Origin of the sequence: Actinomycetospora sp. TBRC 11914, from assembly GCF_012933465.1 — a bacterium.
GTDB lineage: Bacteria > Actinomycetota > Actinomycetes > Mycobacteriales > Pseudonocardiaceae > Actinomycetospora.
This window is the reverse complement of the sequence record NZ_JABBND010000021.1, coordinates 26,473-38,956: the sequence shown is the minus strand read 5'-3', so window position 1 is coordinate 38,956 and position 12,484 is coordinate 26,473. Positions and strand designations below refer to the sequence as shown.

At 74.3% G+C, this 12,484-nt stretch carries 17 protein-coding genes; 8 read left to right on the top strand and 9 right to left on the bottom strand.

From position 1 onward, the window contains the following. Positions 1–98: 98 nt before the first annotated feature. The 3 genes from HH311_RS25705 (at position 99) to HH311_RS25695 (ending at position 1,863) form a co-directional block, all read left to right on the top strand. Complete coding sequence (locus tag HH311_RS25705) at positions 99–1,283, top strand: WXG100 family type VII secretion target (protein ID WP_169186562.1); 1,185 nt, start codon at positions 99–101, stop codon at positions 1,281–1,283. A gap of 12 nt (positions 1,284–1,295) precedes the next feature. Further along, complete coding sequence (locus HH311_RS25700; RefSeq protein WP_169186561.1) at positions 1,296–1,598, top strand: hypothetical protein; 303 nt, start codon at positions 1,296–1,298, stop codon at positions 1,596–1,598. 97 nt (positions 1,599–1,695) lie between these two features. Then, positions 1,696–1,863 (top strand): hypothetical protein, encoded by a 168-nt coding sequence (locus HH311_RS25695; protein WP_169186560.1) that lies wholly within the window; start codon positions 1,696–1,698, stop codon positions 1,861–1,863. Between the two features lie 55 nt (positions 1,864–1,918). On the opposite strand, the gene HH311_RS25690 is transcribed toward HH311_RS25695, so the two are convergent. The 3 genes from HH311_RS25690 to HH311_RS25680 all read right to left on the bottom strand — a co-directional run bounded on the left by HH311_RS25690 (position 1,919) and on the right by HH311_RS25680 (position 4,046). Further along, entirely contained in the window at positions 1,919–2,473 is a 555-nt protein-coding gene (locus tag HH311_RS25690) for a carbonic anhydrase (RefSeq protein ID WP_169186559.1), read from the bottom strand. Positions 2,474–2,556: 83 nt separating this feature from the next. Next, the gene (locus tag HH311_RS25685) at positions 2,557–3,525 is read right to left on the bottom strand and encodes a helix-turn-helix domain-containing protein (protein WP_312030406.1); all 969 of its coding nucleotides are present in this window, start codon (positions 3,523–3,525) and stop codon (positions 2,557–2,559) included. After that, positions 3,522–4,046, bottom strand: coding sequence for a MarR family transcriptional regulator (locus HH311_RS25680; protein WP_312030405.1), 525 nt, complete (start codon positions 4,044–4,046; stop codon positions 3,522–3,524). The genes HH311_RS25685 and HH311_RS25680 overlap by 4 nt, the downstream gene beginning before the upstream one ends. 88 nt (positions 4,047–4,134) lie before the next feature. Here HH311_RS25680 and HH311_RS25675 point away from each other — a divergent pair, with 88 nt between their 5' ends. The 3 genes from HH311_RS25675 to HH311_RS25665 all read left to right on the top strand — a co-directional run bounded on the left by HH311_RS25675 (position 4,135) and on the right by HH311_RS25665 (position 5,864). Beyond that, positions 4,135–4,758: an NAD(P)-binding domain-containing protein gene (locus tag HH311_RS25675; RefSeq protein WP_169186558.1), complete on the top strand. Its 624-nt coding sequence runs from the start codon at positions 4,135–4,137 to the stop codon at positions 4,756–4,758. A 45-nt stretch (positions 4,759–4,803) separates the two neighbouring features. After that, positions 4,804–5,367, top strand: a complete 564-nt coding sequence (locus tag HH311_RS25670; protein ID WP_169186557.1) for an NADPH-dependent FMN reductase — start codon at positions 4,804–4,806, stop codon at positions 5,365–5,367. Between the two features lie 212 nt (positions 5,368–5,579). Beyond that, entirely contained in the window at positions 5,580–5,864 is a 285-nt protein-coding gene (locus HH311_RS25665; RefSeq protein ID WP_169186556.1) for a hypothetical protein, read from the top strand. Positions 5,865–6,098: 234 nt separating this feature from the next. Here the strand turns inward: HH311_RS25665 and HH311_RS25660 are convergent, their stop codons facing one another. From HH311_RS25660 to HH311_RS25645, 4 genes are all read right to left on the bottom strand, one after another. Next, positions 6,099–6,503 carry a hypothetical protein gene (locus HH311_RS25660; RefSeq protein WP_169186555.1) on the bottom strand — a complete coding sequence of 135 codons (405 nt, stop codon included), beginning with the start codon at positions 6,501–6,503 and terminating at the stop codon, positions 6,099–6,101. Positions 6,504–6,648: 145 nt separating this feature from the next. Next, positions 6,649–7,644, bottom strand: coding sequence for a helix-turn-helix domain-containing protein (locus tag HH311_RS25655; protein ID WP_169186554.1), 996 nt, complete (start codon positions 7,642–7,644; stop codon positions 6,649–6,651). Positions 7,645–7,708: 64 nt separating this feature from the next. Then, entirely contained in the window at positions 7,709–8,662 is a 954-nt protein-coding gene (locus HH311_RS25650) for a helix-turn-helix transcriptional regulator (RefSeq protein ID WP_169186553.1), read from the bottom strand. A gap of 137 nt (positions 8,663–8,799) precedes the next feature. Next, complete coding sequence (locus HH311_RS25645) at positions 8,800–9,036, bottom strand: hypothetical protein (RefSeq protein WP_169186552.1); 237 nt, start codon at positions 9,034–9,036, stop codon at positions 8,800–8,802. A gap of 460 nt (positions 9,037–9,496) precedes the next feature. Here HH311_RS25645 and HH311_RS32240 point away from each other — a divergent pair, with 460 nt between their 5' ends. Next, entirely contained in the window at positions 9,497–10,177 is a 681-nt protein-coding gene (locus HH311_RS32240) for a hypothetical protein (RefSeq protein WP_248304214.1), read from the top strand. Then, on the top strand, positions 10,093–11,001 hold the full coding sequence (locus HH311_RS31110; protein WP_312030415.1) for a CoA transferase: 909 nt from the start codon (positions 10,093–10,095) through the stop codon (positions 10,999–11,001). The genes HH311_RS32240 and HH311_RS31110 overlap by 85 nt, the downstream gene beginning before the upstream one ends. Here HH311_RS31110 and HH311_RS25635 read toward each other — a convergent pair. Beyond that, positions 10,912–11,778 carry a LysR family transcriptional regulator gene (locus tag HH311_RS25635; protein WP_169186551.1) on the bottom strand — a complete coding sequence of 289 codons (867 nt, stop codon included), beginning with the start codon at positions 11,776–11,778 and terminating at the stop codon, positions 10,912–10,914. The genes HH311_RS31110 and HH311_RS25635 overlap by 90 nt on opposite strands. An 11-nt stretch (positions 11,779–11,789) precedes the next feature. Beyond that, positions 11,790–12,455 (bottom strand): NIPSNAP family protein, encoded by a 666-nt coding sequence (locus HH311_RS33585; RefSeq protein WP_169186550.1) that lies wholly within the window; start codon positions 12,453–12,455, stop codon positions 11,790–11,792. Positions 12,456–12,484 lie beyond the last annotated feature (29 nt).

Genomic DNA, 12,484 nt, shown 5'->3' with positions numbered 1-12,484 from the left:
ATACTCCTGCCCAGCACTTTCCCCGAACCGCCCCCGGCCCGACACGGGCTCTCCTACCGTCGATCGCCACGGGACGAGGGGACGGGAGGGCTGAGGCGGTGGGCGTCGACGAGGTCGTCTCCGAGGTCGGGCTGTGGTGGCCCGCGGCGGACGAGGACGGGCTGCGGACGGCGTCGCAGGCATGGGTGAGGCTCGCGGGCGCGCTCGACCACGCCGTCGACGTGGGCCGGGCCGGGCACGCCCGGGCCCTCGCCGGCTGGACCGGCGACGCGGCCGGGCGCTTCGACCGGGCGTGGCGGCAGCACGAGGCGGCGCTGCACGACGATGCCGCGGGCGCCCGCGCGCTCGGCGACGCCCTGGCGCGCTACGCGGACGCCGTCGCCGACGCCAAGCGCCGCGTCGAGGAGCTGGCGGTGACCGCGGGCGCGACGATCGCCGCGGGTGTCGGGCTCGCGTGGCTGACGTTCGGCACCTCGGCCGCGGCGGCGGCCGGGGTGAGCGCCGGGCTGGTGGCGGCGGCGAGCGCGATCGGGGTCGAGCTCTCCGCGACGGCGGCGACGATCATCGGCGGGGCACTCGTCGGGGTCGCGTTCGGCGCCGTGGAGGGCGCCGTCGTCGACATGGCGGTCGCCCAGCCGCTGCGGGTCGAGGCCTTCCACGACGGCGGGTACTCGGCCACCGAGGTGGGCACCGCCGCCGGCCGCGGTGGCCTGCTCAGCGGGCTGCTGGGCGGGATCGCACCGGCCCTCCCCGCGGGGCTGCGATCGCCGGGCCGGCCGGGGCAGGCACCCGCCCCGACCAGCGCCGCCGACGACCTCGGCGAGCTCGACAGCCGCATCAGCGCCGCCCTCGACCCCGCCACCCGCGGCGCCCTCGGCCCGCTCTTCCGACCCGGGATCCACGAGACCCCGACGGCGAGGCTCACCCCCGCCCAGCTCCCCGCGGCCCGGCTGCTCGAGTCCGAGGGCAGGAGCGTGCACGCCCGCACCGACCCGGCCGCGCTCGTCCGCTCCTCCCCCGGTGACGGCGGACGACTGACGGAGCTGCTGCGCCCCGAGCAGCCGACCAGCGCCGCCGTCGAGCACGCCATCCTCGAGGCCAACGGCCGGCTCGCCCGCAACGGCAGCGGGGACATCGTCATCGACGCGCGCGGCACCGGCCTCGACGTCGACACCGCCGGGCAGGGCCTCCTGGCCGCCATCACCCGCGTGCTCGGCCAGGGTCACGAACCGCCCGACTCGGTGCGGTTCGTGTTCGACGACCACAGCATCTGGTTCCCCTAGGGAGGCGCCGCAATGGACGACGGGTTCGCCACGCACCCGGGCGAGCTGGCCGCGGCGGCCGGGCCGTTCGACGAGGCCGCCGGCGTCGTCGCCGAGGCGCTCGCCGCGCTCCGCACCACCCTCGACGGCCTCGGTGACTACGTCGGCGGCGACGAGCAGGGCCGAGCGTTCGCCGCGCAGTACGACCCGGAGGTCGCCGAGGCCACGGCGGCGGTCGACCACGAGGCGCGGGCGGTGCGCTCGCTCGGCGACGCGCTGCGGGGGTCCGCCCACGACTACGCGGCCGGCGACGGCGGCCTGGCCGGAGGTCCGTGACCCCTTCGGCGGAACGGCCTCGCGGGTCGCCGCACCGGGGCGGACCGGCCGACTACTGTCCGACGTCTCGGTTCTGATCACGGGAGGTCGGCGGTCGATGCGGGTCATTCGGGACGTCCTGATCGAGGCCGTCTTCGCGGGCGCCCTGACCAGTCTCGTCCTGGGCTACGGCGTGGTCGGGCTGGTCCTGCTCGCCCTGGGCGGCGTACTGCTGAGCATGGCGCTGCGCGGGCACAAGTACATGTCCTTCGGCATCACCCGCTGAGCCCGACGGCCGCCGAGGCGGCGCGCCGGGTGACGGCGCGCGCCCGGGGCCGCGGTCAGCCGGACTGCGCGGCGTTCCGCGAGCTCGGCGGGACGACCTGCGTGACCAGGCCGGTCGCGACGTCGTAGGCGTAGCCCGAGACGGCGATGTCGCCGGACACCGTCTTCGCGTCGAGGATCCGCGCCACGTCGCCGGGGACGGTGCGGGCCGGGTCGGTCACCGCGGTGCGCTGCAGGACCGCGTCGTCGAAACCCCGGGCGACGAAGCCCGCGCGCAGGTCGGGGTCGGCCATCAGGCCCGACCCGCAGTCGGTGTGGTGCATGACGGCGAACTCGAACCAGGGCGCGTCCGGGGTCTTCACCTCGTGCAGGTAGCTGATCCACGCCAGGTCGTCGAGCACGGCGTCGGTCACCCGCCCGCCGACGGTCCGCGCCACGATCGCGTCGCCGAGGTCGAGCTCGAACAGCGCGGCGGGGTCGACCCGCGGGTCGATGCAGGTCAGCAGGTAGACCTGCTTGGTGGGGAGGAACGGGATCGCGGGGACCCGGTCCTTGGCGTCGGTGGCGGCGAAACGGCGGTTGGCGGTGAGGAGCTCGTCGAGATCGGACATGCCCCCAGCGTGCTCCGGGACGGCCTCGGGGATGAGGGGCACGACGGCCGGGGAACGTCGGGGTTCGGCCAACCCCCACGTGGTCAGCCCGCGGCCGGGTGCCGGGCGTGCCGATAGGCGGTCGGGGTGGAGCCCACCTGCCGGGCGAAGTGCACGCGCAACGTCGCGGCGCTGCCGAAGCCGCAGAGCTCGGCGATCTCGTCGATGCCGAGCCGGGTGGCCTCGAGCAGCCGTTGCGCCTCGAGGACGCGCTGGCCGGTCAACCACCGCATCGGGCTCAGCCCGGCCTCGTCCTGGAACTGGCGGGTGAACGACCGCACCGGCATCCCCGCGTGGCGGGCCAGGTGGTTCACCGTCAATGGACGCTGCATCTGGGCGATGGCCCACTCGCGGGTGGCGCCCAGCCCGCCGTCGGGCGGGAGCGGCCGCTGCGCGTACTGGGCCTGGCCCCCGGTCCGCTGCGAGGCCACGACCATGCGCCGCGCGACCTCGCCGGCGACGGCCTGCCCGTGGTCGCGGCGCACCAGGTGCAGACAGAGGTCGATCCCCGCCGAGATGCCCGCGCTGGTGAGCACCTGGCCCTCGTCGACGAAGAGCACGTCGGGGTTGAGCCGCACCCCCGGGAACAGCGCGCGGAACTCGTCGGCGTACTGCCAGTGCGTCGTCGCGGCGCGGCCGTCGAGCAGACCGGCCCGGGCGAGGGCGAAGGCGCCGACGCACACCGACGCGATCCGCGTCCCGCGTCCGGCGGCCTCGCGCAGGGCGGCCAGACCCGCGGGATCGGGCGAGTCCACCGGGTGGAAGCCCGGCACCACGACGGTGTCGGCCTCGGCGAGGACGTCGAGCCCGCGGGGGACGTCGATGTCGAACCCGGTCGACGAGGGCACCGCGCCGGCGGCGAGCGAGCAGACCGTGAAGGCGTACCGCGACCGCTCGTCGCGGTGACCGAAGACCTGGGCCGCGATCGACAGGTCGAACGCCACGACCGACGGCAGCGCCAGCGCCACGACGCGGTGCACGGCGCCCGCAGCGTCGCCACCCCGACCGGTCACTCCGCCGTCTCCTCGTGACCCGCGCCGCCGGGTACCGCGTCCGACGGGTCGTCCGACCGGCCGTCGTCGAGCGCCTCGACCCGTGCGCGCACGAGCCGGGCGAGCTCGCAGATGGTGTCCAGCTGCTCGGGCGTCACGTGGTCGAGCAGGAGCGCCCGGACCGCGGCGACGTGGGGTCCGGCGGCGGCCTCGATGACCTGCCGTCCGTGCGGGGTGAGCACGACGTGGTGGCCCCGCTGGTCGCTCGCGCACTTCTCCCGGCGCACGAGACCCCGACGTTCCATGCGGGTCAGGTGCTGGGAGAGCCGGCTCTTCTCCCAGCGCAGCGCCCGACCGATCTCGAAGGCACGCAGCCGCTCCGGCGGCGCCTCGGACAGCAGGACCAGCACCTCGTAGTCGGCCCGCGAGAGCCCACTGCGGTTCCGCAACGTCCGCTCGACGTACTGGGTCACGTCGGCCTGCATCGCCATCAGGCCGCGCCAGGCCCGCTGCTCGCGCTCGTCGAGCCACCCGTCACCCACGAGCCCATCCTACGGCGTCGGTTGACACATTAACCATCGCCTGCCTACGGTCCGGTTCACACGTCAACCAGAGGGAGTGGGACCTGCCGTGAGATTCGGGATGATCGGGGCCGGGACGCTGGCGCAGGCGATCGCGAGCCACGCCCTCGACACCGGTCACGAGGTCGTCTTCAGCAACCGTCGCGGGCCGGACAGCTTGGCCGACCTGGTCGCCCGACTCGGGCCGAACGCCTCCGCGGGCACCATCGACGACGTCGGCGGGACCGACATCGTCGTCCTCGCCGTCAACTGGACCCAGGTCCCCGACGCCCTGGCCGCGTTGCCACCGCGGCCCGGACGGATCCTGGTCGACGCCACCAACCAGTGGGTGGAGCCGCCGCCCGCGGCCGTGGTCGACACCTCCCTGTCGGTCGGCGGCAGCGAGTTCGTCGCGTCGCTCGTGCCGGACGCCCACGTGATCAAGGCCTTCGACAACATGTACGGCCCGAAGATCGCCGAGGACCCGATCACGCCGACGGGACGCCGGGTCCTCTTCTACGCCGGTGACGACGAGCCCTCGAAGCGCCGTTTCCGCGCCGTCGCCGACGGGTTCGGGTACGCGCCCGTCGACCTGGGCCCCCTGGTGATGGGCCGGCTCATGCAGGTCGACGGGCCGCTGACCGGCCTGCACGCCATCCGCGAGGAGCTCGGCCACCCCCTCGGGATGCCGTGACCCGTCCCCCTCCGCCCCGTCGATCCCCCGTCACCGAGGAGTCCCATGTCCAGCACCGACCGCCCGCTCCTGCAGGTCCTCATCGCCAGCACCCGGCCCGGCCGCGTGGGCGAGCCCACCGGGCGATGGGTCGCGCAGCGCGCGGAGGAGCACGCCGGGTTCGACGTCGAGGTCGTCGATCTCGCCGAGATCGATCTCCCCATGTTCGCCGAACCGAAGCACCCGCGTCTCGGGGACTACGCGTTGTCCCACACCCGGCGTTTCAGCGCGATCATCGGTCGCGCCAGCGCCTTCGTGTTCGTCTTCCCGGAGTACAACCACAGCTACAACGCCGCGCTGAAGAACGCGCTGGACCACCTCAGCCTGGAATGGCGGGGCAAGCCCGTCGGATTGGTGAGCTACGGCGGCGTCGCGGCCGGCGCCCGCGCCGCGGTCGCCCTCGAACCCGTCCTCCTGGCCCTCGGGATGCGACCCGTGGCGTTCGCGCCGATCCCCATGATCTTCCAGTTCCTCGAGGGCGACGGGGACGAGCGCCGGTTCGTCCCCGACGCCGAGGTCGACAAGGGCATGACGGCCCTGTTGGACGGGGTCGCCGCCGAGCTGGGCTAGGCAGCCGCTGCGCTCGCCGAGGGACCGCACGCCCTACGAGCCTCCGGCCAGACCGCCACAGCGAGACGGCGTGTGGCCGTGGAGATCAACGGGGTAGGTGCAGCGAGTCGGGCGCTGCTCGCCCCCGAGGCCGGACCGCCCGACCAGGCCTCTCGGTTGACCAGCCAGCTCGAGGGGCCGTCCTGCACGCGGGTACGTGAGGGAAGGCCGCCATGACGACCGCTGCCGCCACGCTGCTGTTCCTGCTCATCATCGCCGCACTCGTCGCGGTCGCCGTCGTCGCCGGCGTGGTGCTGCTGCTCGGCACCACCGCTGGTCTCAGCACCGCGCTCGCCGCGTTCCTCGAATGGCGCGAGCGGCGCCGACCCGACCGGGCCGACCCCCACCGGCGAGGCCTCCTGCGGTCCTGGGCGTCGAGGAAGCCGGCACTACGGTGGGCCGCCGCCAAGGTCGCCGAGGTCGAAGGCCGCGATCCGGTCGAAGCGCAGCGCTTCTGACGGCGGGGTCGCGCGCGGACTACTTCACGCGGGTCCGCGAGGTCGGAGACCGGCGAGAAGCTCGAGACTGACCGACCTGCACAGCATCCCTCCCCCTCACCCCCGTCCCCGGGAACGGGTGAGGTGTCGCAGGACGACCTGAGGTGTCGGTGGCCGAACACGAGGCCGGCCGACCTCGGGAGCCGGGCGCCAGCGCTGCCCGGCGACCGAAGACGGGCCGGAGAGCACGGAGTGCTACTGGCGGGGGTTGGTGGCCTGATCGGCTGCGTGGTCCGCCAGGTCGGCGGTCGAGCGGGCGGTGTCCCCCGCGGAGTGTCGGACGCGGCTCGCCGCAGCCAGGACGTCCTTGGCGAAGCCGCGCTGCCGGGCGAGGAGCCGCTCACCGAAATCGAACATGGCATCGAGGACCTCCTCGGGGTTGGCCCGCGCGTGCCGACCACGCTCGCGGACCTCCCCGAGCAGTTCCCGGGCCTCTTCGCTCCACTGCTCCCACGCCTCACTCATCGTCTGCTCACTACGACGAGTCAGCTCCGTCAGACGCTCCATCGGGGTGCCGCCAGAGGAACCCTGACCCGAGGACGAATGACCGGAAGTCGGCCCCCCGGTCTGATCGTGTGTCTGGTCGGCCGGTGCGTTCATCGTGTTTTCCTTCTCCCACGCTGTCGGGCCCGCGCCGCACCCGCCAGCGACGATCATCTTCCGCGAGTCGTTCCGTTGACCGACTACGCAGCCGCGGTGGACAGGGCTACCTGACGGCCTGGACGACCGAAACAGATCGTCGCGGTCAGCGGCGGAGGGTGTGCTCGGGAGACTCGCCGCCGCTGGCGAGCGTGTAGGCGACCGCGAAGGTGGCCGGGTCGGTGAATCCCCAGCGGGCAGCGATCGCGGCGACGGTGTCGCCGGCCTCGGGGTCGCCGTCGTGGAGGTCGCGATGGGCGCCCTGCATCCGGGCGCGCCACAGTTCGAGGGCCCAGCTGGTGTTGCGGTGGCGCCGCAGGGTGTCGTCGACGTCCCGGGCGGGGACGCCGGCGACCGCGGCGACGTCGGCCGGGCCGAGGGGCTGCGCCGCCTGGCTGTGCAGGTAGTCCACCACCTCCCGCAGCGTCGCCTCGGTCACCGTGCCGGGTCGCGCGGGTGAGGTGGGGCCGGAGAGGGCGTCGAGTGCGGTGTTGGGGAAGGTGGAGAGCAGGCTGGCGGCCAGCTGACGGAAGGCGCCCTCGACCAGGATGGGGTTCTCGGCGACGGTGGGGTTGCCCAGGATGTCGTCGCGGACGTGCGCGACGGTGGCGTTCCATCGCCCGGCGTGCGCCGGGGAGATCGGCTCGAGGCCGGTGAAGCGCAGCTGCTCGGGCTCGATGGGACAGGTCGCGGCCGCGTGGTCGGCCACCGCGGCGGGGTCGAGGATGAGCGGGGCGAGGTCGACCCCGTCGGTGGTGGCCCGCCACGGCTCGTGCGGGGGGACCAGACAGATGTCGCCGGCTCCGGTGCGCAGCTCGGTGTGGGCGGTGTCGAACGAGAGACGGCCGGCGTGGACCTGCTCGACGCAGAGCAGATCGTCGAGGGGGCCGTGGTAGCCCACGGCGATCGTGCACTGGAACCGGGTGATCGCGAACCCGCGGCTGGCCAGGACGTGCTGGGAGAACCGGAAGTCGTCGGTGTCGCCGGACATCCGCACGCCCCCGCTCACCTTGTAGCTGGTGCGGACCTGTTCCTCGGCCTGCTGGGGGTCGCCGGTGACGAACCGGTCCTCGTGCAGGTCGTAGCGGGGGTCGTGCGCCACGTCCTCACCTTCCCTGGGATGAACGGACTGGGTCTCGGCGATGAGCGGACTGCGGTCGGGACGCTCACGAGCGCAGGGTCTCGCTGGGCGGGCGGCCGTAGAAGTGCCGGTACTCGCCGGCGAATCGGCCGGGGTGGGCGAAGCCCCAGCGGGCGGCGATCGCGACGACGGTGTCGCCGCGGGTGGGGTCACCGGCCTGGAGGTCGCGGTGGGCGCGCTCGAGGCGCACCCGCCGCAGATAGGCCAGGGGAGGCTGGTTGCGGTGCTTGCGGAACGCGAGCTGCAGGGCGCGGGGGCCGATCCGGGCGGCGTCGGCGATCTCGGTGAGAGTGGTCTGCTCGCCGGCGTGGGCGTCGATGTAGTCCACGGCCCGGCGCACGGTGCCCGGTTCGGCGCTGTTCGGGCCGGCGGTGTGCTGGCGGTCGAGGGTGCTGTTCGGGAACACCGCCAGCGCGCCGAGGACGAGCTGGCGCAGCGCCTCGCCGTAGAGGATCGGCTGGGCCATCAGATCGTCCTCGGCGAGCAGCTCCCGATCCAGGTGGCTGATCAGGGCGTTCCAGTACCGGGCGTGCCCCGGCGAGCGCGGAGTCGTCACCCCGAACTCCACGCCGGCCCGGCCGAGATCGGCGACCTCGGCGGCGACCCGCCCGACCTCGGCGAGGTGGACCGTGGTGACCCGGACGCGACCGCCGGCCCAGGCGGCGGTGTGGGGCGACCAGTGCGGCGTGAGCATCAGCCGGGAGGCCCGATCCCCGCCCCGGTCGACCAGCCGCATCGGGCTGTCGGCCTCGACGACGGTGAGCTGCGCCGGCGGCTCCGCCTGGGCGTCGACGCGAGCGGTGTGCAGCAGGTGGCCCACGCTCAACGCGCCCACCGCCGCCACGGCCAGGCTGAACCGGAACCCTGCCGCGTCGAACGGCTGCACCCGGAACCGGGTATAGGCCTGTTCGTACTGGAGGGCCTCGTCCGGATCGCGGGTGCTGACCCGACGATGCAGCACCGACGGAGCATCGATCATCCCACCGAACCTCCTCGACGACACGAGGGCCCGCATGGGTGTTCTACGGTTTGTGCGTGCACTGACGGTATCGGAACGCGCAACCCCCTCCGGGGTCGCGGACAAGCGGTCGTCGGTGGCCCTGCCCGCTGTCGGGATCATTCCCGGCCCGGAGGTCGCGGACCGGGCTCGGCCGTGGTGATCCCCTCGCGCTCGTGGCCGCGGTGGCAGCCCGTGGCACGCGTCATCACCTCGGCGGCGAGCTCAGCGGGTGAGAACACCGCGGCCAGGGTGTCGGCGGCCAGCGCCACCACGCTGAGCAGCAGCTCGGCGGCGGCTTCCGCCGCAGCCTCCGCCGAGGCTTCCCACGCTGCGAGCGGGGCGCCCGTCGTCACCGTGCCCTCTCCGCGCTGGGCGGGATGGGGACCGTCGGCTCGGGGGTGGTGTGCCGGAGTCGGTCCACGAGGTTCGGGCGGAGGTACCGCGTGGAAGGCGCCGTGACGCTGATCGGCCCGGCTACGGCGACCGGTCGGTGATCGCCGCGATGCTGTGGGTGGGGACATGCTGGCTTCCCTTCGGTCCCCGGTCGTCGCCGTGCGCCGCGGACCCTCCTCGGCCGACGGGCACCCTGCGGGCACAGCGGCATCTCCGGCCCGTTGCGGTCTCGGCGCGAGGGTCGGTGGCCGGAACCGCAGGTGCGACGCGGGTCGATGCACGCGGCGCATCGACGACGAGGAAGGAGCATTTCTCCCGGCGATCCACCCTTCCTAACGTCGGTGTCGGGCACGGGCTCGCGGACACGAATTCGATCGGATCCGATCCGCGACGGACACCCGCCACGGATCGGAGGAGAGGATGGACGCGGAGACGCTCCCGACCGCACTCGGGGAACTGCTGGCCGTGCGAGGAGGGCCGCCCCTCGTTCCCGGGGAGCTCGAGATCACCGGCGACGATCCCCTGTTCCCCACGCCGTTCCGGGTCGGCGGGGTCCTCGCCGACGCGCTCGCGGCACGGGCGGTCGCGGCGAACGATCTGTGGGAGTCGAGGACCGGCCGCCGCCAGCGCATCCGGGTCGACCGGCGGGCCGCGGCGGCGACGGCCCTCGGCGGCGAGGACATGACCCGGGTCCGCGGCGAGGACGGGACCTACCGACCCGCCCCGATCTCGCCGGACGTCGAGCACATGGTCTCGCTGACCCAGCCGTGGCCCACGGCCGACGGGCGCTGGTTCGTCCCGCACTTCAACCTCCCCCACCTCGAACGGCGGGTGCGCGACGTGCTGGGTTGCCGGCCGGACCCGGTGTCGGTCGGGGCCGCGGTGGCTCGATGGAAGGCCGCCGACCTCGAGGACGCCCTCGCCGCCGTCGGGGCGTGCGGTGGCGTCGTCCGCACCCCGCGGGAGTGGCTCGAGCACCCCCAGGGCGCCTACCTCGCCACCGGCCCGTCGTCGAGATCACCAGGATCGGCGACAGCGCGCCCGAGCCGCTCCCGCGCGGCGGCGAGCAGCCGCTGTCCGGGATCCGGGTCCTGGACCTGACCCGCATCCTCGCCGGACCCACCGCGGGGCTGAGCCTCGCCGAGCACGGCGCCGACACCCTCATGGTGACCGCACCGCACCTCCCGCAGGTGCCGCCGTTCGTCCGCGACACCAGCCACGGCAAGCGCAGCACCTACCTGGACTACACGCGGTCCGGACAGGCCGACCGGCTGCACGCGCTCGTCGACGAGGCCGACGTGTTCGTCGAGGGCTACCGGCCCCACCGGTTGGCGGCCCACGGCTTCGGCCCCGAGGCGCTCGCCGCGCGCCGGCCCGGCCTGGTGTCGGTGACCGTGAACTGCTTCGGCTCCGGCGGACCGTTCGCGGACCGGGCCGGATGGGATCAGGTCGCGCAGGCCGTGACCGGGATGTGCGACGTCCAGGGACGGGCGGCGGGAGCCGGGCGCCCGGCGCTCACCCCGGTGTACCTCTGCGACTTCCTCACCGGATTCCTCGGCGGCTTCGGCGCGATGGTCGCGCTGGCCCGCCGCGCCCGCGACGGGGGCAGCTACCGCGTCGAGGTCTCGCTGTGCCAGGCCGCCATGCTGGTGCAGCGACAGGGTCTCCTCGGTGGGTTCGCCCGCGCCGAGGGGCGACTGCGTCCCGACGAGTTCGAGTCCTACGCCGTGACCGACGACGCGACCGCGTACGGGGACCTCAAGAGCCTCGGCCCGGTGATCCGCATGTCCGAGACCCCACCGCGCTGGTCGACCACCACCCCGGCGCTGGGCAGCTCACCGGCCGTCTGGCTGCCCCGCCCGGACGGCGCACTCGACGAAGGTCCGCATCAGGGGCTCCTGCACGTGGGGCAGGAAAGCCAGTGACACAGGGCTCGGCGGCGCGCCGGTGAGGGGGACGAAGCGCACGGCGGGGTGGATGCCGCGGCGCGTCGCGACCTCGGGCACGACGCCGATGCCGCGGTCCGCCGCGACGGTCTCGATCCACTCGTCGAAGTTCGAGGTCTCGATGGTCCTCGCGGGGCCGTGCCCGGCCGGCCAGGACGACGCGGTGGTGGTGCCGGAGACGGTGTTGACCACCAGCGGCCAGCCGGGCACGTCCGTCCACGCGATCTCGGGCTGCTCCGCGAGGGCCGAGTGTGTCGAGCAGACCGCGACCCGCGCCTCGTCGAACAGGTGCACCAGCTGCACCGCGGCCCCGCTCGCCGGCGTGACGCGGCCGCGGACCAGCACGACGTCGACGACGGCGCCGGTCAGCGCATCCATCGGGTCGTCACAGCGCACCAGGGCCACCGTGGCCCCGGTCGTGCCCTCGAAGGCGGCGAAGGTCTGCTGCGCCCAGGGGTCGGGCAGCAGCCAGCTGAACCCGAGCCGCAGGGTGCTCTGCGCCCGCACCGCGTCCACCGCCCGGTCGAGCTCCGCGAGCACCGTGCGGGTCTGGTCGTAGAACCGCCGCCCGACCGCGGTGAGCTCGACGTGGCGGGAGCTGCGGTCGAGCAGCGTGACGCGCAGCGCGTTCTCGAGCTGGCGCACGGTCCGGCTCAGCTGCGGCTGCGTGATCGCCAGCGCGTCCGCGGCCTGGGTGAACGAGGACCGGTCGGCCACCGCCACGAACGCCCGGAGGTGCCGGAGCTCGATGTCCACGCCCGGCCTCGTCAGGCCAGTGGGGAGAAGTCGGCCGGCCAGGCCATGATCGAGTCGGCCTCGAGGATGTGCTCCGGGCCGCCGGGCGGGGGCCACCGGTCGGTGGTGTAGAGGTCCCGACGGATCTCGACGCGTTCGTCCAGGCCGGCGAACGGCCAGATGTGGACGATGCGGGCGGGCCCGTCGAGGGCGTACATGACCACGGTGACGGGGTCGACCACGTGCCGCCCGGGCAGGCGCCGGCGCCAGCCGTCGATCGTCGCCGGGAGCCCACCGGGGACCAGGTGGTAGTCGCGGATCTCGTACACGCTGCCGTAGCGGCCGGGCCGGACGCGGGGCACGAACGGGAACGGCGCGAAGCCCTGCATCGCGAGGTCGGTGAGCTGACCGTCGGCGCCGAAGGGGTGGCGGTCGGCGGCGGCCCGCGCCCGTTCGGCGGCCAGCTCGGCGTCGTCGTCGAAGGCCCGCAGGACGTAGGCGCGGCCGAGGCGGCCGTGCTCGGCGGTCCAGCAGCCCAGGAGCTCGCCGTGTGCCTCGGGCGCGGTGACCCAGGGCTGCACCCCGGCCAGGGCGGCGGGTGCGTCGAGCAGGCGGAAGTGCAGAGTGGTGAGCTCGTAGCGCACCGCCCTGGTGGCGGGGTCGAGGTCCTCCCCGGTGATGGGTGGGGGTGTGGTCACCGCTGCTCCTCGGGTCGTCGGGAACCGGC

Bases quoted from the DNA above. Each gene is read 5' to 3' on its own strand.
- HH311_RS25650 (WP_169186553.1), bottom strand. From the start codon at position 8,662: ATGATCGATGCTCCGTCGGTGCTGCATCGTCGGGTCAGCACCCGCGAT.
- HH311_RS25695 (WP_169186560.1), top strand. From the start codon at position 1,696: ATGCGGGTCATTCGGGACGTCCTGATCGAGGCCGTCTTCGCGGGCGCC.
- HH311_RS25670 (WP_169186557.1), top strand. From the start codon at position 4,804: ATGTCCAGCACCGACCGCCCGCTCCTGCAGGTCCTCATCGCCAGCACC.
- HH311_RS25665 (WP_169186556.1), top strand. From the start codon at position 5,580: ATGACGACCGCTGCCGCCACGCTGCTGTTCCTGCTCATCATCGCCGCA.
- HH311_RS25690 (WP_169186559.1), bottom strand. From the start codon at position 2,473: ATGTCCGATCTCGACGAGCTCCTCACCGCCAACCGCCGTTTCGCCGCC.
- HH311_RS25660 (WP_169186555.1), bottom strand. From the start codon at position 6,503: ATGAACGCACCGGCCGACCAGACACACGATCAGACCGGGGGGCCGACT.
- HH311_RS25700 (WP_169186561.1), top strand. From the start codon at position 1,296: ATGGACGACGGGTTCGCCACGCACCCGGGCGAGCTGGCCGCGGCGGCC.
- HH311_RS32240 (WP_248304214.1), top strand. From the start codon at position 9,497: ATGGACGCGGAGACGCTCCCGACCGCACTCGGGGAACTGCTGGCCGTG.